This is a genomic window from Polaromonas sp. P2_G11 (assembly GCF_056403595.1).
Genome location: NZ_JBFUFE010000006.1, coordinates 203,749 through 227,995, shown reverse-complemented (window position 1 = coordinate 227,995; position 24,247 = coordinate 203,749). Strand labels below are relative to the sequence as shown.

Here is a 24,247-nt window from a genome sequence, read left to right as displayed (position 1 = left end):
CTGCTATTCTTTTAATAGCGGCTTGCGCTCATCCAGCAAGGCTGGGAGCGCTATTTTCCTCATAAATAGCGGGCAGGCTGCCAGGCTCGGGCAGCATTGCGTGCCAGCTGGCAGGCCTGAAAAGCCAGTGCAGTGACGTGTGACCAGTTGCCGCGAGCCAGCGTGTCCGCAGGGGTCAACCAGGACCCGCCTACACACACCACATTGGGCAGCGCCAGAAACTCAGGCGCATTGGCCACCGTGACGCCGCCCGTCGGGCAAAACCGCACGTCGCCGAATGGTCCGTTCCAGGCCTTCAACATGGCCGGGCCACCCGCCTGCATGGCCGGGAAAAATTTGAGTTCCGTCAGGCCGTCCTCCTGCGCCATCATGATCTCGCTTCCGGTAGCCACCCCTGGCAGCAGCGGCAGGCCGGAATCCTTACAGGCCTGTCCCATCGCATGGGTGTAACCGGGGCTCACCGCAAAGCGTGCACCGGCCATGGCGCAGGCTTGGGCATCGGCGGCACTGCGCACAGTGCCCGCACCCACCACGGCTTCCGGCACATCGCGTGCAATGGCCTCAATGCAGGCCAGCGCTTGCGGCGTGCGCAAGGTGACTTCGAGCATGCGAATGCCACCGGCCACCAGCGCACGTGCCAGCGGCACCGCCTGGCTCACGTCGGTCAGCACAATCACGGGTATCACGGGGGCGTCCTGCATGATCTGCAGGGGGGTCAGTTTTCCGCTGACGTTCAGGTTCACATCCACGATAAAGCTCCTTCTTCAGCCGTCAGCGCGTGACGGCGCATACCGGCAAACAGCTCCCGTCCCATGCCGATGCCGTTGGCCGCGCGCAAATCGGCAGGCATGGTGTCGACCGGCCTCGCGGTCCATTCTGCATCGTTCACCAGCACCTTCAATTCGCCAGTGATGGCATCCACACGAATTACATCACCGTCGCGCACCTTGGCCAGCGGGCCGCCGGCAGCGGCTTCGGGCGACACATGAATGGCGGCCGGCACCTTGCCCGAAGCGCCGCTCATGCGGCCGTCAGTGACCAGCGCGACCTTGAATCCCTTGCCCTGCAACACGGCCAGCGGCGGCGTCAGTTTGTGCAGCTCGGGCATGCCGTTGGCTTGCGGGCCTTGCCAGCGCACCACACACACCACGTCGCGGTTCAACTCGCCAGCGCTGAAGGCGATGTGCAAGGCTTCCTGCGAATCAAACACCCGGGCCGATGCCTCGATGACATGGCGGTCGTCAGGCACGGCGGAGACCTTGATCACGCTACGGCCCAGGTTGCCCTGCAGCAGCTTGAGACCCCCGGTGGCGCTGAAAGGTTTGGCAGGCGTGCGCACGATGGCCTCGTCTTTGGAAGCGCCCGCGTCGTGCCAGACAAGCGCCGCGCCGGCCAGCGCCGGCTCGCGTGTGTATTCGCGGATGCCGCCTTCACGCACCGTGAGCACGTCTTCATGCATGAAGCCCGCATCCAGCAACTCGCGAATGATGAAGCCGGGGCCGCCTGCGGCCTGGAACTGGTTCACGTCGGCGCTGCCGTTGGGGTAGACATGGGCCAGCGTCGGCACCACGTCAGAGAGGTCCGAAAAATCATTCCAGTCGATCACGATGCCGGCCGAATGCGCAACGGCTACCCAATGGATCAGGTGATTGGTGGAGCCCCCGGTGGCGAGCAGGGCCACCATGGCATTGACAATGGCTTTTTCATCGACGATCTGGCCGATGGGCGCAAAGCGCTTCGCCTTGACGATGCCAAGCACGGTGCGTGCCGCCTCGCGCGTGAGCTCCTCACGCAGTGCGTTGCCGGGGTTCACAAACGCGGTGCCCGGCACGTGCAGGCCCATGGCTTCAAGCAGCAGCTGGTTGCTGTTGGCGGTGCCGTAGAAGGTGCAGGTGCCGGGGCTGTGATAGGACTTGAATTCGGAATCAAGCAGGGCGTCACGGCCGACCAGGCCTTGCGCGGCCTGCTCACGCACATGGGCTTTTTCCTTGTTGGGAATGCCCGATGTCATGGGCCCGGCCGGCACAAACACCGTGGGCAGGTGGCCGAACTGCAGCGCGCCTATTAGCAAGCCCGGCACGATCTTGTCGCAGACGCCCAGCATCAGCGCCGCGTCGAACATGTCGTGCGACAGCGCCACGGCGGTCGCCATGGCGATCACATCGCGGCTGAAGAGGCTGAGCTCCATGCCGCTGGTGCCTTGCGTCACGCCGTCGCACATGGCGGGCACGCCGCCAGCCACCTGCGCCGTGGCGCCCAGCTTGCGGGCCTCGTCCTTGATGAAAGCCGGGTAGGCCTGAAGCGGGGTGTGCGCCGACAACATGTCGTTGTAGGCGGTGACGATGCCGATGTTGGGCTTACGCTCGGTCACCACCTTGAAGCGGTCGTCCAACGGCATGCCAGCAAAAGCATGCGCCACATTGGCGCAACCCATGCGGTCCAGGCCGGGTTCGCGGCTGGCGGCAGCGCGCAGGTGTGCAAGGTAGGCGCTGCGCGTGGGAAGGCTGCGCTCTGCGATGCGGGCGGTGATTTTTAAAACTGCGGGGTGAAGGGCCATGTTGTAACTCCGGTCATGGTCAAGTCACTGGGTATGTAACTTTATTACTGACTCTATGGTAACGGGTTACCGGCCTGTTTACCGCCGCATGGTTACCAGGTGGTTACGAAACGCAGCGGCAAAAGCTGTTCTGCAAAGTTCTGAAACAACCCGCGGGTGCGGCTTTACTGCAGGGTAATTTCCACACGCCGCGCTTCGGCGTCGCTGCCGCCGCCTACAAGCTGCTCGGGTTTTTTCAGCACAATCTGGCGATCGGAAACACCGGCCTGCTTCAGTGCCTCGCGCACGGCAAGGGCGCGATGCCGGGCAAGCGCTGCATTTTTCTGGGCGTCCCCTGTGGCATCGTGAAAACCGGTGATCACCAGCGTGCGGCCAGCCTTGGCGGCCTTGACCACTTCGCCCAGGGCAGTACCCGCACCGTCCGCAAGGTCTGCATCGCCCGAGGCAAAATAAAACCGCACCGCGCCTTGCTCCACCTTCACGCTGGCGGCGTCGGCTGCAGCCTGCGAAGCCCGGCCGGCAATGTTCGCGGTATGGTCCACGGTGCTGGCTGGCAGGGCAGGCGTCGGCGCCACCTCTGGCACGGGGGGCACGGGCAGGGATATTTGGGCAGGCACAACAGCGGCGGAAGGCGACCGGCCGAGCCGATGCACGCAGAGCCCCACCACCAGCGCGATCACGAAGGCCACGAGGCCGAGAACGACCGCCAACACCAAGCCTTGCTGGCCTTCATCGTCCTGAGAAAACATTGCCCACTCCCGTCACTAAATCCGTCACAAAAACTCAGCGCATTGTAAAGTGCGGCTGTGGAAAATTCAGCCAAACAAGCCGCCAGCCCAGGCATCAGCGTTTCCCGCAACCCGGACCACATGCTTGAGACCGTCATCCGCGAATGGGGCGGTAAAAGCGATCTCTGGATCTTCGCCTATGCCTCGCTCATCTGGCGTCCGGAGTTTGAACATGCCGAGGAACGTTTTGCGACCATCCACGGCTACCACCGCGCCCTGAAGATGTGGAGCCGCCTGAACCGCGGCACGCCGGAATGCCCGGGCCTGGTGTTTGGCCTCCTGCACGGCGGCAGCTGCAAGGGGATGGTGTTTCGGATACCGCAGGCGCAGGTTGCCGGCGCCCTGCCCGCGCTGTGGGAACGCGAAATGCCCAACGGCGTGTACGACCCCAAGTGGCTGCGTTGCCAAACTGCAGGGGGCAATGTGCGGGCGCTGGCCTTCACCTTGTCCAAGCGCAGCCCCAACCATACGGGCGTGCTCAGCGAAGACGTTTACCGGCAGATCTTTTCGGACTCGTGCGGGCGCTACGGCACCACGCGCGAATATGCGCAACTCACCTACGACAAACTTAAAACCCTGGGAATTCACGACCACGCACTGGGCAAGCTGCTGGAGCTGGCCAAATAGGCCCAGACAGCGGAGGCCCCGGCCTTGTCAGCAGGGGCAAGGCGCCCTACAGTCAGCCACTGAATCAACCATCAGGAGACCTGCATCATGAAATACCACCTGGCACCGCTTGCCACCGCCCTTGCCGCCGCCTTTGTACTGGCCGCTTGCGCCTCATCCATGAGTGGCCCGCGCGCCGTGGCCCAATTGCAAAGCACCACCGGCAACACCGCCAGCGGCACCGTCAGCTTCGTGCAGAGCGGGGACAAGGTACTGGTTTCGGGCGAGATACGCGGCCTCAAGCCCAATGCCGAGCACGGTTTTCATGTGCATGAAAAAGGTGACTGCTCCAGCGGCGACGGCATGAGTGCAGGCGGGCACTTCAACCCCACCGGCCAGCAGCACGGCAGCCATGCCGACATGGCCCACCACACAGGCGACCTGCCCAGCCTGAAAGCCGATGCCAGCGGCGTCGCGAAATTCAGCTTTGAATCAAAGACCCTCTCAGTCGGCAGCGGCACGACCGACATCGTCGGCAAGGGCCTGATCGTTCACCGTGACCCCGACGACTACAAGACCCAGCCCACCGGCAACTCCGGCCCGCGGCTGGCCTGCGCAGTCATAAAAAGCTAGCCCCCACGTTCGCTCGCTTCGCGTAGCTCTCTGCCCCCTCAGGGGGTGCTCCGCCTGCGGCCCGGCAAAGCCGGTTCCGCGGCTCAGGCTTGAATGGACCCCCACGCCTCCCGCAATCAGCGAGCGGCGAGCAACTCTTCCGCACGCCGCAGGTCGTCCAGCGTGTCGATGTCGGTGACTGTGCCTTCATCGGTCACGTCAATGAATGCTACAGAATTGATAGCTGCTTGCGCCCGTACAACGGGCGCCGCACCCTGATTTCCCTTTAAATCCAGCAACGCATCGCGGCACGCGGCCGAAAACCCGACCGGGTGGCCGCGCGTGCCTCTGAACACCGGCACCACCACCGCGTGCTGCGCCAGCGCGTCGGCCACCGCCTGCAACGTGGTGCCCTGCACCAGCGGCAAATCACCCGGCAAAATCAACCAGCCCGCAGCTTCGGGCGTGGCCCGCACGGCGGCCGCGATGCAGTCGCCCATGCCAGGGTGGCCGGCATCTTCCAGGTGCCAGGGTAAGCCGCTGGCAGCCACGGCGTCCAGCGTGTGCTGCAGCACCGGCTTGCCGGCCAGCAGCGCCTGCAGCTTGTGCGTGCCGCCGCCCGACGCGGCAAAGCGCTCACCCCGGCCTGAGGCCAGCACCAGCACCGTGGGCTTGCCGCCTGCCATCACGCCAGCTTGAAAGGCAGCTCGCGCGGCGCCGGTTTACCGGTGAGCTTCGCAATGGCATTGGCGAATGCCGGTGCCAGTGGCGGCAAGCCGGGCTCGCCCAGGCCCGTGGGCGCATCGGCGCTGGGCACGATGAAGACGGCAACCGTCGGCATGTCGGTGATGCGCGGCACCGGGAAGTCACCGAAGTTGCTTTGCTCGACCACACCGTCCTTGAGCGTGATGGCTGCACCCGGCAGGCACATCGACAAACCCATCAGCGCGGCACCCTGCACCTGCGCTTCAACGCTGGTCGGGTTGATGGCGAGGTTGCAATGCACGCCTGCGGTAATGCCGTGCAGCACCGGTACGTTGTCCTTGACGGATGCCTCAACCACATAAGCCACCACGGTGTTGAACGACTCATGCACCGCCACGCCCCAGGCGCGCCCGGCGGGCAAAGTGCGTTTGCCATAACCGGATTTGTCGACCGCCAGCTGCAGCGCGGCCGCATGGCGCGGGTGCTTGCCGCCAAACTGCTTCATGCGCCAGGCCACAGGGTCTTGCCCGCTGCTGCGCGCGACTTCGTCAATCAATGTTTCCATGACGTACGCCGTGTGGGTAGAGCCCACGCTGCGCCACCAGAGCACCGGCACATTGAGCTTGGGGTGATGTACGGACAACCGCATCGGGATGTCGTAAGGCTCTTTCATGCCCTCAACCATGGTGCCATCCACGCCGTCCTTGACCATAAAGGCTTCAAACGGCGTCCCGCCGACGATGGACTGGCCGACGATGACGTGGTCCCAACCCAGGATATCGCCCTTGTCGTTAAAACCGATCTCGGCGCGATGCACATGCATGGGACGGTAGTAGCCACCCTTGATGTCGTCCTCGCGGCTCCACAGCGTACGCACTGCAGCCGTCAATCCTGCGCCGCGCGCCGCCTTCGCCACATTGCAAGCCTCCACCACGTAATCACTGGTGGCAATCGCGCGCCGGCCAAAACCGCCACCCGCCATCTGCACGTTCATCTTGATGTTTTGCGGCGCCACGCCCAGAGCCTTGGAAGCGGCCATCGTGTCCAGGCCCGGCATCTGCGTGCCCAGCCAGAGTTCGGCTTTGGCCTGAGCGCCCTGCCCGCTCAGCTGCACCGTGCAATTGAGCGGCTCCATGGGCGCATGGGCCAGATAGGGGAAGACAAACTCGGCGCTGATCTTTTTGGGCGCCGACGCCAGCTTGCTGATGTCGTCCTTGTATTTGAGCGCACCGGTTTTCTGCGCCAGCGCGCGATAGCTGGCCAGTTGCTGCACGCTGTCGACCTTCTCGACGCCACTGGTGTCCCACTCGACCTTGAGCGCATCGCGGCCCTGCTTGGCGGCCCAGTAGCCCTCGGCCACCACGGCCACACCCTCGCCGCCGCGGTCCAGCGGCACGCGCAGCACGGCCTTCACGCCGGGAACGGCTTTGGCCGCGGTGTCATCCAGTGACTTGAGCTTGCCGGCAAACACCGGCGGGTGCGCCACCACTGCCGTCAGCATGCCGGGCAGGCGCACGTCGATGCCGTAGCTTTGCCCGCCGGTGGATTTGGCCCGCGCGTCGAGCCGGCCCGTGGGCTTGCCGATGATGCGGAACTGTTTCGGGTCCTTGAGCGTGACGGCCTCCGGCACCGGCAGCTTCATGGCCGCTTCGGCCAGCTCGCCGTACGTCAGGCGCTTGCCGCCGGGGCCAATCACCACGCCTTGCTGGGTGCGCAGGCTGCTTGCATCAACGCCCCATTGCTGCGCGGCGGCCGAGACCAGCATGGCGCGGGTGCGCGCGCCGAGCTCGCGGTACTGCGTGTAGGAGTTTTTGATCGAGCCCGAGCCGCCCGTGAGGTGCATGCCGAAAGCCGGATCCACATAAGCCGGGTCAGCGTTGCCATGCTGGCTCTTCACAAGGCTCCAGTCCGCGTCGAGTTCTTCGGCGAGGATCATGGGCAGGCCGGTTTGCACGCCCTGCCCGAAATCGAGCCGGTTGATCGTGACTGTCACCGTGCCGTCCTTGTCAATGCGCACAAAGGCCGAGGGCTGCTGGGTCGGCTTGAGGCTGGACGCAGCCGGTGCACCCGCTGTGGCCATGGTTTGCGCTTGCGTCAGCATCGGAAAAGCGCCGAGTGCAAAGCCACCGGCGGTTGCAACCTTGAGGAAACTGCGGCGAGGCAGTTCAGCATCTGCTATGGTTTTGGTAGCTGCTTGCGCTTTATGCATCAGGGCTTGAAGGCCCTTTGGCAGTTGAGCGGCGATGTCGAAGGTGTCTGAGGCGTTGGAATACATGGTGTTCTCCTTCTTTAAACCAGTTAAGCCAGTGCCTGGGCGGCGTCTTTGATGGCAGCGCGAACGCGCACATAGGTGCCGCAGCGGCAGATATTGCCGGCCATGGCGCCGTCGATGTCGGCATCGCTCGGTTTGGCGTTGGACTTGAGCAAGGCGGTGGCGCTCATCACCTGGCCGCTTTGGCAATAGCCGCACTGCGCCACGTCATGTTTGACCCAGGCGTCCTGCACGGCTTTGCCGACGCGGTCGGTGGCCACGGCTTCGATGGTGGTGATCTTCTGGCCGGCAGCGGCAGAAATCGGCGTGATGCACGAGCGTATGGCCGCGCCGTTGAGATGCACGGTACACGCGCCGCACAGCGCCGCGCCGCAGCCGAACTTCGTGCCTGTCATGCCCAGCGTGTCACGCAAGGCCCAGAGGATGGGGGTGGATTGGTCGGCGTTGACGGATACGTCCTTGCCGTTGATGTTGAGGGTGGGCATCGTGGAACTCCTTGCGGTTTTTGTTAGGGGGAAATCAAAAGGGAGAAAAAGGGAGCGCTACTTGTCGAATTTATATTCGCTTAAATCAGGGTTTTATCCGTAAAAACTTGGGCATGCAGAAATGAGGGGTATTGCCTTTCAGAGGCGTTTCAAAGATTCAGGCCTTGATGGCGTCCCAGCACAGCGTAAAAGCCGCCTGATGCACCGCCTCGTCATCGGGCAGCACCTGGGTGCGTATCAGGTTGGCGGTTTCCCGCACCGAGCCCACCAGGGTAGCCGTTAACAACGGCAAGGGCACAGGCTTGAAAATCTCCTGCTTCTGGCCCTCCTCGATCAATGCAAAGAAGCTCGCCGCCAGCCGGGTCGACAACTCGCGGTTTCCCTGCGTGAACCAGGGAGAGTTGTAGTACTGCTCCTGGAACACGACCTCGGCATAACGCTCCAGCCGGTGCCGCAGCAGGTTGCCCCAGAGGCGGCGCACACGGCTGCGCAGGGGGGTCCCGGGTACGACACCATCCATCAGGCGCAGCATGGTCGCGGTTTTGGCTTCTTCATAGAGCTGGCTGATCAGCTCGTCCTTGGACGGGTAATAGACGTACAGCGTGCTGGTGGCGATGCCGGCCGTGCGGGCAATGTCGGCCATGGTCAGGCCGCTCAGACCGGTCTGGGCCACCAGGTTGAAGGTGGCCTCGGCAATAGCGCGCTGCTTTTCATCGTCTTTGGGCTTCATGGAAGGGTGTGAATATAAACGAATATTAATTCGGTATCAAGCCCGCCCTCTACCGAGGTCTACCGCAGGCAAGGACATGGCCTCTGCGGGCACAATCAGAGCCATGAGCCAGCCCACCCTCTCCATTGCCGACCTGCGCAAAAGCTATGAACGCGCCGAACTCAACGAAGACGCATCAGCCGCAGACCCACTCCAGCAATTCGACCAGTGGCTGAAAGAAGCCATCGCCGCCGAAGTGCCCGAACCCAACGCCATGACGCTGGCCACCGTGGCCAGCAACCTGCGCCCCTCCACCCGCATCGTACTGATCAAGGGCTATGACGAGCACGGCATCACCTGGTTTACCAACTACGACAGCCGCAAGGGACAAGAACTGGCGGGCAACCCCTATGCGGCGTTGCAATTTCACTGGATAGAGCTCGAGCGCGTGGTGCGCATTGAAGGCGTGGTCGAAAAAGTCTCTGCTGAAGAAAGCGACGCTTACTTCAGCACCCGCCCGCTGGATTCGCGCATAGGCGCCTGGGCCAGCCCGCAAAGTGAGGTGATTTCAGGGCGCAGCGTGCTGGTGACCAATGCAGCCAAATACGGTGCGAAATTTTTGCTGCAGCCGCCCCGCCCGCCGCACTGGGGCGGCTACCGCCTCAAGCCCGACAACTGGCAGTTCTGGCAAGGACGGAAAAGCCGGCTGCATGACCGGCTGCGGTATACGCTGCAGGGTGATGCGGGGTGGTTGCGTGAGCGGCTGGCGCCCTAGAGACCGTCAGTCATCCATCGTCTTCCATGGAGAAAAAATGAAACGTGACGAAATTGCCCCGTCGGCACCGACCACCGAAGACCGCCTCCACATCTTGTTAGGAAGACTAGTTCACGCCTTCGGACGCTTCGACTTCAACATCGGTCTCCAGCTCAAATGGATGGGACCATATTGCGGGGAAAAAGTAGAACATCTGCTAAACGCTCGCATGCCATTTGCCATACGACTGGACGCACTCGAACCGCTAGTGATGAAACTTTACTGCCACGAGGATGAAGACGCAATGCGCGACTTTTCTCGATGGTTCGAACACGCGAGAACTGTGAAGGCCCTTCGTAACGATTTCGTCCATGGGCGTTGGGCTGTTTACCCAAGTAGATCTGCTATTGAACCGAAGATCGAATTCATCGCCCTTAACTGGGAGATGGAGCAAGCCAAACAGATTCCCCCTATGTCAATTAAGCTAGAGGAATTAGGGGAGGCTGTCAGAACCTTGGAGTTCCTTTTCAATGACTACTGGAAGTTGACGGAGCACTATGAGAGCAATTGCCGACCGCCCACTTGCTTAGCGCGCCGAGGGCACAACTTGCCATCGTGACCGTTCTAACTACCGTAGACATTATTTGGTCTACCTAAGCCATTGATACAAATGGCACTTACGCTCTACACCGGTTGCGTACCCCGCAGCTCAATGGGCTGATGCGCCACCGCCGCCAACTGCTCCGCACTGACCAAACCCGGCGCAATCTCCGCCAGTGGCACCAGCACAAAAGCCCGCTGCATCATGCGCGGGTGCGGCACCGTGAGATGTTCTGATTCGATGCGTGCGCTGCCGTAGAGCAACAAGTCCAGGTCCAGCGTTCGCGGTGCGTTGCGGTACGGCCTTTCGCGGCCTGCCTGCTGTTCGATCTGTTGCAGGTGATCCAACAAGGCGGGAGCGGTCAACCCGGTTTCGAGTTCGACGACGGCGTTGAGGTAGTCGTTACCAGGGGCCGCAGATTCCTCGCCCGCGTCGGTATCCAGCGGCGCTGTTTTATAGAGACTGGAAGATTGGCGGACCTGCGTGAGCGGCAACCGGCCTATCGCCTGAACGGCTTGCCGCAGTGCCGCCGCAGCATCGCCGAGGTTGGCGCCCAGGGCAACGTAGGCGCTGACCACCTGAGCCTCAGGAATTTGACGCGTTATCCGATGAAGGCGAAGAAGCCTCGCCGCCCGCGCCTTCGGCACTGCCTGCCCCATCTGCACCACCGCGATTGGCCGGCTTGCGGCGGCGGCGGCGTTTTTTGGCCGGTGCGGCATCGCCCGGCTGGCCAGACGCATCCGCCGCATCGGGCACGGTGCGTTCGGCATGGCTTGTCTGGCCCAAACCAGGCTCGGCATCAACACGTTTGACGCGAACCCGAGGCGCCTGCGGCTTGTTCTGCTGCGCCTGACGCGCCTCTTCAATCATGGCGTGGCGTTCGTCGTCGTAGGCGGTGCTGAATTTCTCCCACCACTCGGCGAGCTCCATTTCGATCTCGCCGGTCTGCGCGCGCAGGCGCAGGAAATCAAAGCCGGCGCGAAAGCGGGGCTGGTCCAGCAGCGAATACGGTGCGCTGCCCGTGCGTTTTTCAAAGCGGGGCTGCATGGTCCAGATCTCGCGCATGTCGGTGCCCAGCTTGCCGCGGCCCGAGACATCGCCGATCTTGGCGTTGAAGGCATCGTCAATCGCATCCTGCAGCGCGGGCATGAGGGGCTCGCCGCGCTTTTTGCGCCGCTCCCAGCCCTCGCGTACATCAAACCACAGTACACACGACAGCAAGAAGCTGGGCGCCACGGGCTTGCCTTCGCCGACGCGTCGGTCGGTGTCTTGCAGGGCCAGCTTCAGGAAGGGCTCGTCGGCGTTTTCCACCACCACATCAAGCAGCGGATAAATGCCGGTGCCCAGGCCCAAGAACTTGAGCTGCGCGATGCTGGCCAGCGAATGGCCGGTCTGCAGCAGCTTGAGCATTTCGTCAAAAAGACGCGACTGCGGCACGTCGGCCAGTAAGCCCTTCATCTCGCGTAGCGGGGCAACGGTCTTGTCTTCAAACTTGAAGCCCAGCGCGCTGAGCTTGGCGGCAAAACGCACGGCGCGGATGATGCGAACCGGATCTTCGCGGTAACGCACGGCCGGGTTGCCGATCATGCGGATGATCTTTTTCTTCGCGTCCCTGATGCCGTTGTGATAGTCGACCACGACCTGTGTTTCGGGGTCGTAGTACATCGCGTTGATGGTGAAGTCGCGGCGGGCGGCGTCTTGCTCGATCGGGCCCCAGACGTTGTCGCGCAGCACCCGGCCGGAGGCATCGACCGCATGCTTCATGCCGGCGAGTTCGCTCTTGCTGGTGCGCTCGTTGCCACCGACCTGCTCGGCCAGGCTGCTGTCGAGATGCGCGCGGAAGGTCGAGACCTCGATCACTTCGTGCTCACGCCCGCGGCCATAAATAACGTGCACAATGCGAAAGCGCCGGCCGATGATGAAGGCACGGCGAAACAGCGACTTGACCTGCTCGGGCGTGGCGTCGGTAGCAACGTCGAAATCCTTGGGGCGCAGGCCGACCAGCAGGTCGCGCACCGCGCCGCCCACGATATAGGCCTCGTAACCGGCGTCTTTGAGGGTGCGCACCACGTCCATGGCGCGGTCGTCCACCAGGGAGACATCTATGCCGTGTTCCTTGACGGTGACATCCTGGCGCTGGCCGAAAGGTGATTTTTTGACCCGCTTGGCGCCGGGATCCGTGCTGTCTGATTTGCCAAACAGCTTGTCGATAAATTTTTTGATCATGGAAAACTAGTGAAACAGGTCAAGTATGCGCCATCCGCGCTCTGTCGCCAGCGCCCGCAGGCGCTCGTCCGGGTTGGTCGCGACGGGGTGGGTGGCCTTCTCCAGCAGAGCAATATCGTTCATGGAGTCGGTGTAGAACGTGGTTTCCACGTCGCTCCAGCCCAGGTTCCGGGCCGCCAGCCATTGTTCCACGCGGGTGACCTTGCCCTCGCGGGCCGAGGGCACGCCCTTAATCTCGCCGGTCAGCCAGCCCTGGGCGTCGCGCTCCAGCTCGACGGCGATCAGCTCTTTCACGCCGAAAGCGTCGGCAATGGGGCGCGTCACGAACTCGTTGGTGGCGGTGACGATGACCAATTCATCGCCCGCGGCGCGGTGGCTACCTACCAGCTCCAAGGCCTGTTTTGTAATGGCTTTTTGCACCACGTCCCGCATAAAATGTGCGTGACCAGCTCCTGAATTGATAGCGCCCTGCTTGCGGATGGCTTCCGTGGCAAAGCGCACGTATTCGTGGATGTCGAGCGTGCCGGCGCGGTAGTGCTCAAAAAACTCGTTGTTGCGGCGCTTGAACTCGGTGCTGTCGCACCAGCCCAGCGCGATGGTGAATTCTCCCCATTCGTAGTCGGAATCGATGGGGATCAGCGTGTGATCGAGGTCAAAAAGAGCAATCTTGCGGGGAACAGTCATTTGGCAGTCGCAGTCACGGCAGTCACTTATTCACTCTCCAGCATCGACTTGATCAGGGGGATGGTGATGGCGCGTTTCGTTTGCAAGGCATAGGCATCCAGTTGGTCCAGCAGTTGCATCAGGCTGCCCAGGTCACGCGAAAAGCGGGTCAGCATGAAGTCCATCGCCTCGTCGCTCAAAAACACGCCACGCGCATCGGCCTCGCGCCGCAACACGGCGCGCCGCTCGGTTTCGGTCAAGGCCTGCAGGGCAAACACATGGCCCCAGCCGAGGCGGGTACGCAGGTCTTCGCGCAGCGCCAGGTCGGCCGGCGGCATCTGGCCGGCGGCCAGCACCCAGCGCGGGCGGCCGTCCGGTGCGCTGAGCGCGTTCACAAACCAGTTGAAGGCGGCCTGCTGCTGCACCGCGGTGTAGAGATGGCAGTCGTCCAGGATGACGGCCGCCCAGGATTCGTTGAACTCGGGCGGCTCCAGCATGGAGGCGTCCATCCAGCCGCTGGCCGCGCCCTGCTCGCGCAGCGTTTCGCGCACGGCCTTGAGCAAATGGGTTTTGCCGCTGGCGGCTTCACCCCAGAGGTAGGTGGGCACCGGTGAGCGCAGCGTGTTGCCGGCCCACAGCTCCAGATGTTTGAGCGCGGCTTCGTTCGGCCCGCCAAAAAAATTGGCGAACGACGGGGCGGAAGCCAGCCCGATGTCCAGCGCAATCTGTTTCATGCCCGCCATGCGTTCATCCTGACCCTGTTCAGCCTTAGCCGGCCTTGTTGTAAAGCCGGCTGGCCATATAGCTGGCTTTAATGCGGCGTATGCCCACCAGCAGCACCGCACTGGCCGGCAGCGCCACCAGCACACCGACAAAGCCGAACATCTGGCCGAAAGCCAGCAAGGCAAAGATCACCGCCAGCGGGTGCAGGCCAATGCGCTCGCCCACCAGGCGCGGCGTGAGGTACAGGCTTTCCACCAGTTGCCCAATGCCGTAGACCACGGCAACCATGACGATCGCCTTGAGCGAAGCGAACTCCAGCAGGCCGGCCAGCACCGCCAGCATCAGGCCCAGGCCAAAGCCCAGGTAAGGAATGAACATCGCCAGGCCCGTGAAAACGCCGATGGGCAGGGCCAGATCCAGACCGAACAGCGCCAGCCCCACCGCATAAAACACCGCCATGATCAGCATGACCAGCAATTGGCCGCGCAGGTACTGGCCCAGCACCGAGTCGGCTTCGTCAGTGAAGCTGTCAAAACCCGCACGCAGGTGCGGCGGCACCAGTTCAAGCACACGGGCAACAAATTTGTCCCAGTCCATCAGGAGGTAAAACAGCGCCACGGGAATCAGCACCGCATTGCCGATGATGGCCAGCGCCACGCTGCCGCCCAGCTTGAGTGACGACATCAGCGAGCCGAACAGGTCTTCAAAATTGGCATTGAGGTACTTGAGTACAAAGGCCTTGATGCTGCCCACGTCCAGCGCGACATGGATGCCGAACTGCGCCAGCCACGGCGCCAGGCTGGTGTTGAGCCTGTCGGCCAGCAACGGCACCTGCTCGCGCAGCACGGGCAGCTCCTTGGCCATGATGGGCACGATCAGCAAAAAGAGGCCGAACAGCGCCACGATGAAGAGGAACTCCACCAGCACCACCGCCACCACGCGCGGCAGGCGGCCCTTGCCCATGTCGTCCAGCCGGTTCACGAGCGGCGTCAACGCATAGGCCAGCACGGCTGCAATGACAAAGGGCGCCAGCACCGGCCCCAGCAGCCACAGCGCCAGGATGACCAGCGCGGCGATGGCGCACCAGGCGGTGGCGCGTTTTTGGGTGGTGGTGAATTGCATACAGCCTTGGGTTGAGCTTGCCGGAAGGAACCCTGGAAAAAGTCCCTGGAAAGGCCCGAAAGGTGCCTGATGGGCAGCCTTTAGAATCTCAGGCTGAATTCTATCGGGCTTGCAGGCCGCTTCCGGGCTGCAAATCCGCCTTCTGACCGCCTGCCCTCCCACTGCATCAAAGCCGACACATGACCACCTCCTCCACTTCCCCCCTGAGCTACAAAGACGCAGGCGTCGACATCGACGCAGGTGACGCGCTGGTCGAACGCATCAAGCCGCTGGCAAAAAAAACCATGCGGGAAGGCGTTTTGGCGGGTATTGGCGGTTTTGGCGCCCTGTTTGAGGTGCCCAAGCGCTACAAGGAGCCCGTGCTGGTCAGTGGCACCGACGGCGTGGGCACCAAGCTCAAGCTGGCCTTTGAATGGCAGATGCACGACACCGTGGGCATCGACCTGGTGGCCATGAGTGTCAATGACGTGCTGGTACAAGGCGCCGAGCCGCTGTTCTTCCTGGACTACTTCGCCTGCGGCAAGCTGGATGTGGACACGGCTGCGGCTGTGGTCGGCGGCATTGCCAAAGGCTGTGAATTAAGCGGCTGCGCGCTGATCGGCGGCGAGACCGCCGAGATGCCCGGCATGTACCCCGCGGGCGAATACGACCTGGCCGGCTTTGCCGTGGGTGCGGTCGAAAAGTCCAAAATTTTGACCGGCAAGGACGTGAAGCCCGGCGATGTGGTGCTGGGCCTGGCCAGCAGCGGCGTGCATTCCAACGGTTTCAGCCTGGTGCGCAAGTGCATTGAACGCGCCGGCGCTGCGGCTCCGGCGAAGCTTGACGGCAAGCCTTTCAAGCAGGCCCTGATGGAGCCTACCCGCCTGTACGTCAAGAACGTGCTGGCCGCGCTGGCTGCCCACCCGATCAAGGCGCTGGCCCACATCACCGGCGGCGGCTTGCTGGAAAACATTCCGCGCGTGCTGCCCGAAGGTACGGCCGCCCACCTCAAAAAGGGCAGCTGGCCGCAAACCGAGCTGTTCGCCTGGCTGCAAAAAACCGCCGGTATCGACGACTTCGAGATGAACCGCACCTTCAACAACGGCATCGGCATGGTCGTCGTGGTGGACGCCGCCAATGCGCAAGCCACAGCCAAAACCCTGCGTGACGCCGGCGAGCAGGTGTATGAAATCGGTGTGATCGCACCCAAGGGCGACGGCGCCGCCGTCACGGTCGGCTAAGCCTGCCGCAACCGCCCTCTCGCGCCCCGCGACCTGGGGCTGTCCGCTCCCTCGGCCGGGCCGTTTTGCTACAAAAACACTAGCTGCGTGCGCCCGTGGCGCTTGGGGTCACTGGACTTTTTGTTATTTATGTATCAAACTGTTCCATCGATCCGTCTTTGGAGCAGTCATGCCGGTTATCGCAGTCGTCAACCGCAAGGGAGGCAGTGGCAAGAGCACGCTGGCCGCGCACATCGCCGCCTGGTGCGCTCGCAATGGCAGCTCGGTCATGCTGGGCGACGTAGACCGCCAGCAGTCGGCGCGAAGCTGGCTCAAGCGCCGGGACCCCGCGCTGCCCGCCATCGCGCCCTGGGCCGTCGATCAGAAAAACATGCTGCGTGTGCCCACCGGCATCACGCACGTGGTGCTTGACACGCCGGGCGGCATGCACGGCTTTGAGCTGGCGCGCGTGGTGATGTTTGCCGATGTCATCGTCATGCCGGTATGCAATTCAATGTTTGACCGCGAATCGGCCGCGCAGTGCCACGCCGAGCTGATGGCGTTGCCGCGCGTGGCCAGCGGCCGCTGCCGGCTCGCCACGGTGGGCATGCGCATCGACGGGCGCACCAGCGCCGCAAAAACGCTGCAGGCGTGGTCTGAGAGCCTTGGCATGCCTTTCCTGGGCGCCCTGCGCGAAACCCAGCTGTATGTACGCAGCCTGGAGCGCGGCATGACGATATTTGACCTGCCGGCCAGCGCCGCAACGCAAGACCTGCAGCAGTGGCAACCGATCCTGGAGTGGCTGCGTCCCACGTTGTATCCGCCGCAAGCCGCCAACGACGCGCCCGAAAGGGGGCACGCGACAGTGCCGGCCAAAGCCCCGGTCCGGATGATCGCGCCCCTGCCTTCGACCGCCGCAACGCTGGGTGCCCGGCTGCTCAACCCACCGCCCGCAGCCAAAGCCGCGTCCACGCGCCTGGGCAGCTCGCTTCCCAACAGCCTCATGCCCGCACAGGAATCCCTGGTGCATGGCGCGCGCATGTCCGCACAAAGCACCGCACGCGCGGTCGGCCGGCCTGTGCAGGTCAGCACGGCGCCGGCCATGTCGCGCAATGTGGACTCTCCTGACGGCATGCAGATTCCGCATTTCCTCAAGCGCGGCACCTGACTCGCCCTTCCTCCCGGCGTCCGGCGCACCGCGTCAGGAGGCCGCCAGCTCCTTGCGCACTTCTTGCGCGGCCCGCACCATGTTGCCGAGCGCCGCTTCGGTTTCCGGCCAGCCCCGCGTTTTCAGCCCGCAGTCGGGATTGATCCAGAGGTTTTCCGCCGGGATCACGCTGGCGGCCTTTCGCAGCAAGCGCACCATGGCGTCCACGGTCGGAACGCGCGGTGAATGGATGTCATACACGCCCGGCCCGATTTCATTGGGATACCTGAAGGCGCCAAAGCCGCGCAGCAGTTCCATGTCGGAGCGGCTGGTCTCGATGGTGATCACGTCGGCGTCCATTGCGGCGATTTCCGGCAGGATGTCGTTGAATTCGGCGTAGCACATGTGGGTGTGGATTTGCGTCTCGTCGCGCACACCCGAGGCACTGATGCGAAAAGCCCGCGTGGCGGCGCGCAGGTACGCGGCCCAGCTCGCACGGCGCAGCGGCAATCCTTCGCGAATGGCCGGCTCGTCGATCTGGACGATGCCGATGCCGGCCCTCTCAAGGTCCACCACCTCGTCGCGTATGGCCCACGCGATCTGCTCGCAGGTCAGGCTGCGCGGCTGGTCGTCGCGCACAAAGGACCATTGCAGGATGGTGACGGGGCCGGTCAGCATGCCTTTCATCGGCAGCTTCGTCAGGCTCTGCGCATGGGCCGTCCATTCGACCGTCATGGGTACAGGCCTGGCCACATCGCCGAAGATCACCGGCGGCTTGACGCAGCGCGAGCCGTAGGACTGCACCCAGCCGTTGGCCGTGAAGGCAAAGCCGTCAAGCTGCTCGCCGAAGTACTCGACCATGTCGTTGCGCTCGGCTTCTCCATGCACCAGGACGTCAAGGCCCAGTGCCTCCTGCTTGCGTACCGCCAGCGCAATCTCGGCTTCCATCTTTTCACGGTAGCCCGCCGCGCCGAGTTCGCCGCGTTTGAACGCTGCGCGCGCAGCGCGGATCTCCGGCGTCTGCGGGAAGGAACCGATGGTGGTGGTGGGCAGCGGCGGCAGCGCAAGGCGGGCGCGCTGCAGGGCCTGGCGCACCGGAAAAGGTGAGCTGCGGCTATCGTCGCCTGCAACGCTGCGTGCAAGACGCAATGCCACGTCGGCCCGGTGCACACGGGGGCTGCGCCGGCGCGCCGCAACAGCCGCGCGGGCTGAAGCGAGCTCCCTGGCAACCGGAGACTCTTCTCCCGTGAACGCCGCGCGCAACATGCGCAGTTCGCCCAGTTTTTCCACCGCGAATGCTAACCAAGAGCGCAATTCCGCATCCAGCGCGCTCTCGGCTGCAAGGCTGAAAGGCACGTGCAGCAGCGAGCAGGAGGGTGCGATCCAGAGTTCGCCCTGGTGCCTGGCTGTCACCGCGCGCAGCTTCGCCAGCGCCATGTCGGGGTCTGTGCGCCAGATGTTGCGGCCGTCCACAATACCCACCGACAGCACCTTGTGCGCAGGCAGCCAGTCGGCCACCCCCACCAGTTCCTCGGGTGCACGCACCGCATCGACATGCAAGCCCGCCACCGGCAACTGGCAGGCCAGCCTCAGGTTGTCGGCCAGCGGCGAAAAGTAGGTGGCCAGCAGCAGCTGGGGTGCGTTGCGGGCCAGCTGCGAATAGCTGCGCTCAAAGGCGTAGCGCCACCGCTCGGGCAAATCCAGGCCCAGGATGGGCTCGTCCATCTGCACCCACTCCACACCTTGCGCCTTCAGCCGCCGGAGAATCTTCGCATACACCGGCAATAGTTTGTCGAGCAGGCTGAAGCGGTCAAAGCCGGGCTCATCGCCGCCTGTCTTTTCCTTGCCAAGCCACAGAAAACTCAGTGGCCCGAGCAGCACCGCCTTGACCCGGTGGCCAGCGCCCTGGGCCTGCGTCACTTCATCGAACAGGCGCTCCGAAGCAAGGCTGAATTGCGTGGCCGCATTGAACTCAGGCACCAGGTAGTGGTAATTGGTGTCAAACCATTTGGTCATTTCCAGCGCGAAGCTGCCACCGCCCGCCTTGCCATCCGCGCACGCACAGTCGGCACTGTGTGCAGGGTCGCTGTGTGCATTCACGCCGCGCGCCATGGCGAAGTAGCGGCTGAGCGAAGGCTCCCGGCCGGTGAAGCCAAAGCGCGCCGGCTCGCAACCCAGCATCTGGATGTGATTGGCCACGTGGTCGTAAAAAGCGAAGTCGCCTACCGTGGCAAAGTCCAGCCCGGCTTCTTTCTGCACGGCCCAGTGCCGCTCGCGCAGGCCGGCTCCGGTGGCTTCCAGTGCAGCCAGGTCAATCTCGCCGCGCCAGTGTTTTTCGAGCGCGAATTTCAGTTCCCGGTTCGCGCCCATGCGCGGAAAACCCAGGGTATGTGTGTGGACCATCCAGTTATCTCCCAATGCAAATCAATCACAGAAGAACGCATGGTCGGCCAGATTCAACTATTATTCAAACGAAAGATATTGCCTTTCAATATGAAAATAATTGATTCACCGATTAATCTGCTGATCGATCTGCAGGGAATAACTGATGAGCCCGTCCATCCTTGAACTGCGCCACCTGCGCACGCTGATCGCCCTGCGCGACAGCGGCAGCCTGGTGCGCGCGGCGCAATTGCTCAACCTCACCCAGTCGGCGCTCTCGCATCAGGTCAAGCTGCTCGAAGAGCGCTACGCCACGCCGCTGTTCGAGCGCAAGTCCGTACCCCCTCAGTTCAGCACCACGGGCCTCAGGCTGCTGGCGCTGGCCGACGCGGTGCTGCCGCAAGTCGAGGAAGCCGAGCGCGATGTGGTGCGGCTGGCCACCGGGCGTTCAGGCCAGTTGCGCATCGCTGTGGAATGCCACACCTGTTTTGACTGGCTGATGCCGGCCATGGATTCGTTTCGCACGCGCTGGCCCGAGGTGGAACTGGACATCGTTTCGGGCTTTCACCCCGACCCGATTGCACTCGTGCTGCAGGACCGCGCCGACATCGCCATCGTCTCCGAAGAAGACGCCAGCGAAACCGTGGATTTCCACCCGCTGTTCCGCTTTGAAATCATGGCGTTGCTGGCGAATGAGCATGCGCTGACGGCCAAAACACATCTCACGGCCAGGGACTTCGCCAACGAGACCCTGATCACCTACCCGGTACCTGACGAAATGCTCGACGTGGTGCGCCAGGTGCTGGAGCCGGCCGGCGTCAAGCCTGCGCGCCGTACGACCGAGCTGACGATTGCCATGCTGCAGCTGGTGGCCAGTGGCCGCGGTATCGCCGCCCTGCCCAAATGGGCCGTGCAAAGTTACCTGGACAGAGGTTACGTGAGCGCAAGGCCGATCGGCAAAAAGGGCCTGACTGGGCGCCTCTATGTTGCTTGCACGCAAGCCATGTCAGGCCGGCCCTGGCTGGAAGACTTTGTGGCGATCACACGGGAAAGCTGCTTTCTCACGCTCAGCGAGATCGAACTTCTTTGAGAGAAAGTGCCTGCAGCGCCCTGCAGACGGGCGCAAGCAGCTATTAAATCAATAGCAACAACCGGAGCAGGCAAACCGGGGACACAGCAGGGAAACTCAGTGGCGGCTTTGGCGCAGCTGGGTCAGCCGCTCGGCCATGGTGTCAATGTCGAGCGCATCTTCGGCGTTGGCAAGATAGATTTCCAGGTCGGCAATGGCCCGCTCGGGCTCGCCATGCGCGGCCCAGGCCAGGCCGCGGTCGCGGTATTCGGTCCATGCTTCCGGCTGCAGAACAATCAGGCGGTCCTGCACGGGGATGAGGCGCTGCCAGTCTTCCTGTGTCTTGTGGATTTCCTTGAGATTGCGCAACATGCGGCTGATGATTTCGCGCGGCGGCGCCGACTGCAGGTACAGCCCCATCGGCACCTCGAACTCTTCGTCGGCGCTGCTGCGTTGCCGGAAAGGCTCCAGCCGCTCGGACAACTCTTCGCGACTGAGCGACTGGCCGCTGAACGGATCAATCACAACCTGGCCTTTGGGCAGGTTGACCTTCACCATGAAATGTCCGGGAAAGGCCACGCCGCGCGCGTTGAGGCCCAAGCCCAGGGCCAGCTCAAGCCACAGCACCGCCAGCGTGATGGGAATGCCGCGGCGTGTGCGCAGCACGGCATTCAGGTAGCTGTTGTCGGGGTCGTAGTAATCGTTGACGTTGCCGCCGAAGTTCAGGTCGTGAAAAAAGAACTGGTTCAATGCCCGCAGGCGCTGCAGCGCGGGTGCGTCGGCAGGCAGGCGGCGCTTGAGGCGGGCCAGCAACTGGTCTACGTCGCCCAGCACCTGCTGCACGTCAAGGTCGGGGTATTCGTCCTGCGCCAGGCTGACGGCGGCCTCCAGCAGGGGGAAATGCTCGTCGCTTTCCACAAGGCTGGAGAAATACTGCAATGGAGACGGTACGGTCAGATTTAATTGCATACCCTACTGTCTCATAAACCGGCGCAAAAAGGGAATCAAGGAATGCCCTTGAAGAGTCTGAAAAAGGCGACAACTCAGTGTTTCAGAAGTTTTCGCACCTTCAGGCCCGACGCCCATAGCGCTATAAAATAAATAGCGCCTGACGCAAGCAGGACAAGCGCCAGCAGCCCTATTCTCTCCAGATACTGGCCTTTCAAACCGACCCAGTTCACAGCCCCGGCCGCCCACAGCAGGAAAACCGCCAGCAACGCACTGGCACCCACCACCTGTGCCGAAAACATGCCCCAACCGGGCGCCGGCGTGTAGCTGCCGCGCCGCTTGAGCCCCCACAGCAGCCAGAACGCGTTGATGAGCGCGCCAATACCGATGGCCAGCGCCAGCCCCGCGTGTTGCAAAAACGGCACCAGCGCCAGATTGAGCAGCTGTGTCACCACCAGAACGGCCACCGCAATGCGCACCGGCGTCTTGATATCCTGGCTCGCATAAAAACCGGGCGCCAGCACCTTGATGGCCACCAGTCCCAGCAGGCCCGCGCCGTAGCCCATCAAGGCCGTAGTGGTCTGCTGCACGTCGCGGTCGGTAAAAGCACCATAGTGATAAAGCGTGGCAACCAGCGGCTGGGCAAACGTCATCAGGGCCACAGCACAGGGAACAGCCAGCAGCACCACAATGCGCAGGCCCCAGTCCAGCATGGCCGAATAGCGCGCCGCATCGCCGGCGGCTTTGGCGGCCGACAGCTGCGGCATCAGCACCACGCCGATGGCCACACCCAGCATCGCGGTCGGGAACTCCATCAGGCGGTCGGCATAAGTGAGCCAGCTGACGCTGCCGGGCGTGAGGTGCGAAGCGATCTGCGTATTGATAAGAAGCGAAATTTGCGCCACGCTGACACCCAGCAAGGCCGGCACCATGAGCCTGGTGATGTTTTGGGTGGCCGGATCGGCCCAGGCCGCCTTGATCGCAGAAGGGTTCCAGCCAATGCGCGGCAGCAGCCCCAGCCGGAACAGCGCCGGCACCTGCACCGCCAGTTGAAGGATGCCGCCCACCATCACGCCGCCGCCCAGGGCGTAAACCGGCTCGATCCCGTGCGCCTTGAACCAGGGGGCGCCCAGCCAGGCCGCCAGAATCATGGAAAGGTTGAGCAATACCGGCGTGGCAGCCGGCACGGCAAACCGGCGCCAGGTGTTGAGCACGCCCGAGGACAGCGCCACCAGCGACATGAAGCCGATGTAAGGAAACATCCAGCGCGTCATGAAAACGGCGGCTTCGAAACCACGCGCCTCCTGCTTCAGCCCGCTGGCCATGGCCCAGACCAGCACAGGGGCTGCCGCCACGCCGGCCACACAGGTCAAAAGCAGCGCCCAGGCCAGTAAAGTGGCGACCCGGTCTATCAGCAGTTTGGTCTCGGCTTCGCCGTTTTGGGCCTTGCTGGCGGCCAGCACCGGCACAAAAGCCTGGCTGAAAGCCCCCTCGGCAAACAGCCGCCTGAACAGGTTGGGAATGCGAAATGCCACATTGAAGGCATCCGTCATGGCGCTGGCGCCAAAAGTCGAGGCAATCAGCAGTTCCCGCACCAAACCGGTGATTCGGGAGACCAGGGTCAGAAGGGAGACGGTAGAAGCGGATTTGAAAAGTGACACCCCGGGAGTTTATAGCCCCACGGTCGCTAGTCCCGTCCCGTCGCCCTTATAGATGGGCTCTTTACCAGCATGAGCCGTGGAACCGGCTTTGCCGGGCCACAGGCGGGCGGCCCCCTCGGGGGGCAGGGAGCTACACGAAGTGAGCGACCGTGGGGGTATATAATCGTGGGCTTTGCTGCAACATCCACAGACTCCTCCCCAGGATTAAAGGAATTTATATATGGCTACCGCCAAACCCAAGAAAAAGAACCCCCGCCTCGCGTCGGGCCGTAAGCGCGTCCGCCAGGACGTCAAACTCAACGCTGCGAACACCTCGCTGCGCTCCAAATACCGCACCGCTGTGAAAAACGTCGAAAAAGCCGTTGCAGCCGGTGACAAAGACAAAGCCAAGGACCTGTTCGCCAAGGCCCAAAGCATTGTGGACACGGTTGCCGACAAGGGCATCTTCCACAAGAACAAGGCAGCGCGCGACAAGAGCCGCCTGTCCGCCAAGGTGAAAGCCCTGGCACTGGCCCCCGCAAAGGCCGCCTGAGCAATCAGGCAAATCGCCCGGACGGCATTCTGAAAATACCGTCCGCCGTTTTGTAGGGTGCGCTGCAGCAAAGCAAAAAAGCCGTCGAAAGACGGCTTTTTTGTTGGGCGCTTCGAAAACCTCAGTCTTTGCGCGGGGGATCCGGAATTAAACAGGCTTCGGCCACCTGTAAATCGTTGTCTTTGGCGAAGTTGATGGCGAAGTCCCAGGCCATGGGCTCGGCCTCGCGCAGCTCTGAGTTAACGACCACACACTTCACGCCGTTGATGACGGTGGGCACGCACCAGGGGGAGTAGGTCAGGTGGCTGCCGGGCTGCGGGCCGCCCGGGCGGAAATGGCTCATCACGCCGCACAACCTGTCGGCCCAGTCGCTGGGCCGGAAGGTTTTGCCGTCGCGGGTAATACCCTGAATGAAGACTTCTTTGGCGGTGTTGGAGACCATCGGATGGAGGGTTTTTGCGGCGCCTGACGTGGAAAGGGATCGTA

Annotated in this window: 24 protein-coding genes; 8 read left to right on the top strand and 16 right to left on the bottom strand. The window is 63.0% G+C overall.

What is annotated here, in order from left to right; all coding sequences use genetic code 11:
• Positions 1–59: 59 nt before the first annotated feature.
• From eda to AC1DWQ_RS21130, 3 genes are all read right to left on the bottom strand, one after another.
• Positions 60–749, bottom strand: a complete 690-nt coding sequence (gene eda, locus AC1DWQ_RS21140) for a bifunctional 4-hydroxy-2-oxoglutarate aldolase/2-dehydro-3-deoxy-phosphogluconate aldolase (RefSeq protein WP_477671401.1) — start codon at positions 747–749, stop codon at positions 60–62.
• Positions 740–2,557 (bottom strand): phosphogluconate dehydratase, encoded by a 1,818-nt coding sequence (edd, locus tag AC1DWQ_RS21135; RefSeq protein WP_477671400.1) that lies wholly within the window; start codon positions 2,555–2,557, stop codon positions 740–742. The genes eda and edd overlap by 10 nt, the downstream gene beginning before the upstream one ends.
• A 164-nt stretch (positions 2,558–2,721) precedes the next feature.
• Positions 2,722–3,306: an OmpA family protein gene (locus AC1DWQ_RS21130; protein ID WP_477671399.1), complete on the bottom strand. Its 585-nt coding sequence runs from the start codon at positions 3,304–3,306 to the stop codon at positions 2,722–2,724.
• A 120-nt stretch (positions 3,307–3,426) separates the two neighbouring features.
• On the opposite strand from AC1DWQ_RS21130, the gene AC1DWQ_RS21125 reads away from it, so the two are divergent.
• On the top strand, positions 3,427–3,972 hold the full coding sequence (locus AC1DWQ_RS21125; RefSeq protein WP_477671617.1) for a gamma-glutamylcyclotransferase: 546 nt from the start codon (positions 3,427–3,429) through the stop codon (positions 3,970–3,972).
• An 87-nt stretch (positions 3,973–4,059) separates the two neighbouring features.
• Positions 4,060–4,584: a superoxide dismutase family protein gene (locus AC1DWQ_RS21120; protein WP_477671398.1), complete on the top strand. Its 525-nt coding sequence runs from the start codon at positions 4,060–4,062 to the stop codon at positions 4,582–4,584.
• Positions 4,585–4,700: 116 nt separating this feature from the next.
• Here AC1DWQ_RS21120 and AC1DWQ_RS21115 read toward each other — a convergent pair whose 3' ends face one another.
• The 4 genes from AC1DWQ_RS21115 to AC1DWQ_RS21100 all read right to left on the bottom strand — a co-directional run bounded on the left by AC1DWQ_RS21115 (position 4,701) and on the right by AC1DWQ_RS21100 (position 8,755).
• On the bottom strand, positions 4,701–5,249 hold the full coding sequence (locus tag AC1DWQ_RS21115; RefSeq protein ID WP_477671397.1) for a nucleotidyltransferase family protein: 549 nt from the start codon (positions 5,247–5,249) through the stop codon (positions 4,701–4,703).
• The gene (locus AC1DWQ_RS21110) at positions 5,249–7,543 is read right to left on the bottom strand and encodes a xanthine dehydrogenase family protein molybdopterin-binding subunit (RefSeq protein ID WP_477671396.1); all 2,295 of its coding nucleotides are present in this window, start codon (positions 7,541–7,543) and stop codon (positions 5,249–5,251) included. Before AC1DWQ_RS21110 ends, AC1DWQ_RS21115 begins: the two co-directional genes overlap by 1 nt.
• Positions 7,544–7,566: 23 nt before the next feature.
• Positions 7,567–8,025, bottom strand: a complete 459-nt coding sequence (locus tag AC1DWQ_RS21105) for a (2Fe-2S)-binding protein (RefSeq protein ID WP_477671395.1) — start codon at positions 8,023–8,025, stop codon at positions 7,567–7,569.
• 157 nt (positions 8,026–8,182) lie between these two features.
• Positions 8,183–8,755 (bottom strand): TetR/AcrR family transcriptional regulator, encoded by a 573-nt coding sequence (locus AC1DWQ_RS21100; protein WP_477647368.1) that lies wholly within the window; start codon positions 8,753–8,755, stop codon positions 8,183–8,185.
• A 103-nt stretch (positions 8,756–8,858) separates the two neighbouring features.
• Here AC1DWQ_RS21100 and pdxH point away from each other — a divergent pair, with 103 nt between their 5' ends.
• A complete protein-coding gene (gene pdxH, locus AC1DWQ_RS21095) occupies positions 8,859–9,509 on the top strand; it encodes a pyridoxamine 5'-phosphate oxidase (protein ID WP_477671394.1) in 651 nt (216 codons plus the stop codon).
• Positions 9,510–9,546: 37 nt separating this feature from the next.
• Positions 9,547–10,107, top strand: coding sequence for a hypothetical protein (locus AC1DWQ_RS21090; RefSeq protein ID WP_477671393.1), 561 nt, complete (start codon positions 9,547–9,549; stop codon positions 10,105–10,107).
• A gap of 65 nt (positions 10,108–10,172) precedes the next feature.
• Here the strand turns inward: AC1DWQ_RS21090 and folK are convergent, their stop codons facing one another.
• Genes folK through AC1DWQ_RS21065 form a run of 5 tightly spaced genes read right to left on the bottom strand, consistent with a single transcriptional unit; the run spans position 10,173 to position 14,823 of the window.
• Entirely contained in the window at positions 10,173–10,667 is a 495-nt protein-coding gene (gene folK, locus AC1DWQ_RS21085; RefSeq protein ID WP_477671392.1) for a 2-amino-4-hydroxy-6-hydroxymethyldihydropteridine diphosphokinase, read from the bottom strand.
• A 7-nt stretch (positions 10,668–10,674) separates the two neighbouring features.
• Complete coding sequence (gene pcnB / locus AC1DWQ_RS21080) at positions 10,675–12,315, bottom strand: polynucleotide adenylyltransferase PcnB (RefSeq protein ID WP_477671391.1); 1,641 nt, start codon at positions 12,313–12,315, stop codon at positions 10,675–10,677.
• Positions 12,316–12,321: 6 nt separating this feature from the next.
• Positions 12,322–12,999, bottom strand: a complete 678-nt coding sequence (locus AC1DWQ_RS21075; protein ID WP_477671390.1) for an HAD family hydrolase — start codon at positions 12,997–12,999, stop codon at positions 12,322–12,324.
• Positions 13,000–13,025: 26 nt separating this feature from the next.
• Complete coding sequence (gene hda / locus AC1DWQ_RS21070; protein ID WP_477671616.1) at positions 13,026–13,712, bottom strand: DnaA regulatory inactivator Hda; 687 nt, start codon at positions 13,710–13,712, stop codon at positions 13,026–13,028.
• Between the two features lie 34 nt (positions 13,713–13,746).
• A complete protein-coding gene (locus tag AC1DWQ_RS21065; RefSeq protein WP_477671389.1) occupies positions 13,747–14,823 on the bottom strand; it encodes an AI-2E family transporter in 1,077 nt (358 codons plus the stop codon).
• Positions 14,824–15,002: 179 nt separating this feature from the next.
• Here AC1DWQ_RS21065 and purM point away from each other — a divergent pair, with 179 nt between their 5' ends.
• On the top strand, positions 15,003–16,043 hold the full coding sequence (gene purM / locus AC1DWQ_RS21060; protein ID WP_477671388.1) for a phosphoribosylformylglycinamidine cyclo-ligase: 1,041 nt from the start codon (positions 15,003–15,005) through the stop codon (positions 16,041–16,043).
• Between the two features lie 169 nt (positions 16,044–16,212).
• A complete protein-coding gene (locus AC1DWQ_RS21055; RefSeq protein ID WP_477671387.1) occupies positions 16,213–17,190 on the top strand; it encodes a division plane positioning ATPase MipZ in 978 nt (325 codons plus the stop codon).
• Positions 17,191–17,223: 33 nt separating this feature from the next.
• Here the strand turns inward: AC1DWQ_RS21055 and metE are convergent, their stop codons facing one another.
• Positions 17,224–19,572, bottom strand: coding sequence for a 5-methyltetrahydropteroyltriglutamate--homocysteine S-methyltransferase (metE, locus tag AC1DWQ_RS21050; protein ID WP_477671386.1), 2,349 nt, complete (start codon positions 19,570–19,572; stop codon positions 17,224–17,226).
• Positions 19,573–19,717: 145 nt separating this feature from the next.
• Here metE and AC1DWQ_RS21045 point away from each other — a divergent pair, with 145 nt between their 5' ends.
• Positions 19,718–20,641: a LysR family transcriptional regulator gene (locus tag AC1DWQ_RS21045; protein WP_477671385.1), complete on the top strand. Its 924-nt coding sequence runs from the start codon at positions 19,718–19,720 to the stop codon at positions 20,639–20,641.
• A 96-nt stretch (positions 20,642–20,737) separates the two neighbouring features.
• Here AC1DWQ_RS21045 and AC1DWQ_RS21040 read toward each other — a convergent pair whose 3' ends face one another.
• Together AC1DWQ_RS21040 and murJ are read right to left on the bottom strand one after the other, a co-directional pair.
• Entirely contained in the window at positions 20,738–21,589 is an 852-nt protein-coding gene (locus tag AC1DWQ_RS21040; protein WP_457279301.1) for a SirB1 family protein, read from the bottom strand.
• 74 nt (positions 21,590–21,663) lie between these two features.
• Positions 21,664–23,229 carry a murein biosynthesis integral membrane protein MurJ gene (gene murJ, locus AC1DWQ_RS21035; RefSeq protein ID WP_477671384.1) on the bottom strand — a complete coding sequence of 522 codons (1,566 nt, stop codon included), beginning with the start codon at positions 23,227–23,229 and terminating at the stop codon, positions 21,664–21,666.
• A 220-nt stretch (positions 23,230–23,449) separates the two neighbouring features.
• Here murJ and rpsT point away from each other — a divergent pair, with 220 nt between their 5' ends.
• Positions 23,450–23,761, top strand: a complete 312-nt coding sequence (gene rpsT / locus AC1DWQ_RS21030) for a 30S ribosomal protein S20 (RefSeq protein WP_007864125.1) — start codon at positions 23,450–23,452, stop codon at positions 23,759–23,761.
• 121 nt (positions 23,762–23,882) lie between these two features.
• Here rpsT and AC1DWQ_RS21025 read toward each other — a convergent pair whose 3' ends face one another.
• Complete coding sequence (locus AC1DWQ_RS21025; protein WP_411885285.1) at positions 23,883–24,203, bottom strand: DUF3579 domain-containing protein; 321 nt, start codon at positions 24,201–24,203, stop codon at positions 23,883–23,885.
• Positions 24,204–24,247 lie beyond the last annotated feature (44 nt).

What these genes read in the sequence shown, in the direction of transcription:
- edd (WP_477671400.1), bottom strand. Translation starts at nt 2,557, where the DNA reads ATGGCCCTTCACCCCGCAGTTTTAAAAATCACCGCCCGCATCGCAGAG.
- AC1DWQ_RS21130 (WP_477671399.1), bottom strand. Translation starts at nt 3,306, where the DNA reads ATGTTTTCTCAGGACGATGAAGGCCAGCAAGGCTTGGTGTTGGCGGTC.
- AC1DWQ_RS21125 (WP_477671617.1), top strand. Translation starts at nt 3,427, where the DNA reads ATGCTTGAGACCGTCATCCGCGAATGGGGCGGTAAAAGCGATCTCTGG.
- AC1DWQ_RS21120 (WP_477671398.1), top strand. Translation starts at nt 4,060, where the DNA reads ATGAAATACCACCTGGCACCGCTTGCCACCGCCCTTGCCGCCGCCTTT.
- AC1DWQ_RS21115 (WP_477671397.1), bottom strand. Translation starts at nt 5,249, where the DNA reads ATGGCAGGCGGCAAGCCCACGGTGCTGGTGCTGGCCTCAGGCCGGGGT.
- AC1DWQ_RS21110 (WP_477671396.1), bottom strand. Translation starts at nt 7,543, where the DNA reads ATGTATTCCAACGCCTCAGACACCTTCGACATCGCCGCTCAACTGCCA.
- AC1DWQ_RS21105 (WP_477671395.1), bottom strand. Translation starts at nt 8,025, where the DNA reads ATGCCCACCCTCAACATCAACGGCAAGGACGTATCCGTCAACGCCGAC.
- AC1DWQ_RS21100 (WP_477647368.1), bottom strand. Translation starts at nt 8,755, where the DNA reads ATGAAGCCCAAAGACGATGAAAAGCAGCGCGCTATTGCCGAGGCCACC.
- pdxH (WP_477671394.1), top strand. Translation starts at nt 8,859, where the DNA reads ATGAGCCAGCCCACCCTCTCCATTGCCGACCTGCGCAAAAGCTATGAA.
- AC1DWQ_RS21090 (WP_477671393.1), top strand. Translation starts at nt 9,547, where the DNA reads ATGAAACGTGACGAAATTGCCCCGTCGGCACCGACCACCGAAGACCGC.
- pcnB (WP_477671391.1), bottom strand. Translation starts at nt 12,315, where the DNA reads ATGATCAAAAAATTTATCGACAAGCTGTTTGGCAAATCAGACAGCACG.
- AC1DWQ_RS21075 (WP_477671390.1), bottom strand. Translation starts at nt 12,999, where the DNA reads ATGACTGTTCCCCGCAAGATTGCTCTTTTTGACCTCGATCACACGCTG.
- hda (WP_477671616.1), bottom strand. Translation starts at nt 13,712, where the DNA reads ATGAAACAGATTGCGCTGGACATCGGGCTGGCTTCCGCCCCGTCGTTC.
- AC1DWQ_RS21065 (WP_477671389.1), bottom strand. Translation starts at nt 14,823, where the DNA reads ATGCAATTCACCACCACCCAAAAACGCGCCACCGCCTGGTGCGCCATC.
- purM (WP_477671388.1), top strand. Translation starts at nt 15,003, where the DNA reads ATGACCACCTCCTCCACTTCCCCCCTGAGCTACAAAGACGCAGGCGTC.
- AC1DWQ_RS21055 (WP_477671387.1), top strand. Translation starts at nt 16,213, where the DNA reads ATGCCGGTTATCGCAGTCGTCAACCGCAAGGGAGGCAGTGGCAAGAGC.
- metE (WP_477671386.1), bottom strand. Translation starts at nt 19,572, where the DNA reads ATGGTCCACACACATACCCTGGGTTTTCCGCGCATGGGCGCGAACCGG.
- AC1DWQ_RS21045 (WP_477671385.1), top strand. Translation starts at nt 19,718, where the DNA reads ATGAGCCCGTCCATCCTTGAACTGCGCCACCTGCGCACGCTGATCGCC.
- AC1DWQ_RS21040 (WP_457279301.1), bottom strand. Translation starts at nt 21,589, where the DNA reads ATGCAATTAAATCTGACCGTACCGTCTCCATTGCAGTATTTCTCCAGC.
- rpsT (WP_007864125.1), top strand. Translation starts at nt 23,450, where the DNA reads ATGGCTACCGCCAAACCCAAGAAAAAGAACCCCCGCCTCGCGTCGGGC.
- AC1DWQ_RS21025 (WP_411885285.1), bottom strand. Translation starts at nt 24,203, where the DNA reads ATGGTCTCCAACACCGCCAAAGAAGTCTTCATTCAGGGTATTACCCGC.